This window comes from Ilyobacter sp. (assembly GCF_041583315.1).
Taxonomy (GTDB): Bacteria; Fusobacteriota; Fusobacteriia; order Fusobacteriales; family Fusobacteriaceae; genus Ilyobacter.
This window is the reverse complement of sequence record NZ_JBFHGC010000434.1, coordinates 1-2,500: the sequence shown is the minus strand read 5'-3', so window position 1 is coordinate 2,500 and position 2,500 is coordinate 1. Positions and strand designations below refer to the sequence as shown.

2 protein-coding genes are annotated in these 2,500 nt (G+C 32.3%); both read left to right on the top strand.

Annotated features, from left to right (window positions below):
• Window positions 1-229: 229 nt before the first annotated feature.
• On the top strand, window positions 230-1,408 hold the full coding sequence (locus ABZA26_RS12560; protein WP_372714856.1) for a PucR family transcriptional regulator: 1,179 nt from the start codon (window positions 230-232) through the stop codon (window positions 1,406-1,408).
• A gap of 137 nt (window positions 1,409-1,545) precedes the next feature.
• The coding region (locus ABZA26_RS12555; RefSeq protein WP_372714855.1) for an FGGY family carbohydrate kinase at window positions 1,546-2,500 on the top strand (955 nt) is incomplete at its 3' end.

Genomic DNA, 2,500 nt, shown 5'->3' with positions numbered 1-2,500 from the left:
TAGGCCTGGTTTTTTTGCTAGAGAAATATATCAAGAACCTAACAAGAGTGAATGTTAGTTATATTTATACATGCTATAATTTTTTATATTCTGAAGATAAAAAATTATGTTGGGAAATATCTCAGCAGGGATGTCTTTTAATAATATCGATAAAATTATGATATAATAAGCGTATAGGATTAGAAATATTTTGATATTAGATTCTTACAGGATTAAAAAAGGGGAAAGTATGGCCATAAAATTAAGTGAATTATATAAATCTACCAGCAGAAAAAATATGAAATTAATCGCTGGGAAAAATGGTATGAATAATATTGTCAGTTGGGCACATATGATTGAAAGTATAGAAACAACAATTTTCTTGGATGGTCAGGAGTTGGCTTTTATAACTGGTATTGCTCTTGAAAAAGTTGAACTTAAGGAAAAATTATATGATTTGGTCGAACATACATATAAACATAAGGCCAGCGGCATAGTTATAAACACAGGCCCGTATATTGAAAAAATACCGGATAATATTATAGAGTTCTGTGATGAAAATAATTTTCCACTTTTTGAAGTACCCTGGCATACTCATTTGGCTAATCTTATGAAGGATTTTTGCTATCAAATAACCATATCAGATAAAACAACTCTAGAACTATCAAGTGCTCTAAATAATGCGATCTTTTTTCCAAGCCAGCATGAACTCTATATTCCCTATCTGGAAAGCAAGGGTTTCAGGACTATATGGCCATATTGTATAACTCTTGTAGAAATATTTGAGCAGGACGGAATAACGGCAGTCAGCAATAAAAAGAGAATTAAAATACTGAAATTCATAGAAAATATTTTGTACTCCTATGAAAGAACGATCATCTATGATGTAGATGATAAAATTATTCTTGCTTTTGCTAATTACACTCAGGAAGAAATTAGAAATATCATTGATGAAATAAAGAACAGATGCATGGAAATATTAAAAAATAAGGAAAAGATATATTTATGTGTTGGAGAAAATACCAAAAATATTGAATGTATTGCAAAAAGTGCTCGGCAAGCACTGGATGTGTTGAAACTTCAAAGAAAAAAAGGACTTAGTAATGAGGTAAGTATGTACAGTGATTTGGGTGCATACAAACTGCTCCTGGCAATAGAGGATAAAGATATCATTAAAAAATACTACAGAGAAACTATAGAGGAACTTGTTAAAAATGATGATTTAAAGGGAACAGATTACTTAACAGTATTAGAGAGTTATCTTAGAAATAGTGGAAGTATCAAAGCTGTCTCTGAAGAACTTTTTTATCACAAAAATACTGTATGTTACAAATTGTCCAAAATTGAGGGAATCCTTGGTTGTAACTTATCTTACCTAGATAACAGAATGACTTATAGACTGGCTCTAATGATAATGGACATAATTTAAAAGAAATTTTTAGGACCTCTTCCAGGAGGTCCTTTCGTATAGTTGATTATTCAATAATCACGTGTAAAATTATATATAAAAATTTATTTATCATGATATTTGAATTGGATAATTATGGGGGTTTAGGAGAAATTATTATGAGTAAATATATAATAGGCATAGACAATGGTTCACAAAGTACTAAAGTTACAATTTTTGACCTAGAGGGAAATGAAGTATGCTATGGATCTAAAACTTTAAAAAACCTCTATACAGCTGAAGGCGGAGTAGCGTTACATCCTGATGATGATTTGTGGGATAGTGTCCGTGACGGGCTAAAAGACTGTCTAAATAAATTTTCCGGAAATAAAAATTCTATCCTGGCCATAGGACTATGTACAATAAGGTGTTGCCGTGCACTCTTAAAAAAAGACGGTTCATTAGCTTATCCTGTTTTAAGCTGGATGGACAGAAGATTATCTGCACCATATGTGCATGAAAATGATGAAGTGCAATATGTTACAACTACTTCAGGTTATCTTGCCAACAGAATGACAGGTCAATTTAAGGATACTTGCAGTAATTTGGAAGTTTACTGGCCAATTGACAGAAAAACACTGGATTGGTCAACAGATGACAAAGTTATCAAAGAGAATGGATTAAAAAGAGATCAATTATTTTCAATAATAAAACCTGGAGAAAGCTATGGCCCTTTAAAAGCTGAGCTATGCCGAGAATTTGGTCTGAAAAAAGGAATTCAGGTTGTAGCAACTGGGAATGACAAGGCTGTGGAAGTACTTGGATCAGGTATAAGTAATGACAAATCAATTATGATCTCTCTTGGGACTTTTATATCTTCTATGCTTTTAAGAGAAGATTATTTCGAAGATGCCAAGAGTTTCTTTTCGACCTTAGCCTGTGTTCCTTTTAAATATGTCTATGAATCCAAAGGAATAAGAAGGGGGATGTGGACTGTAAGTTGGTATAAAGACCTTCTCGGTGAAGAAGTAATCAAAAAATCTAAAGAATTAAGTATTTCTGAAGAAGAGTATTTAAATCAGATGGGAGAAACTGTTCCTCCGGGAAGTGACGGTCTGATTACTTTATTGGATT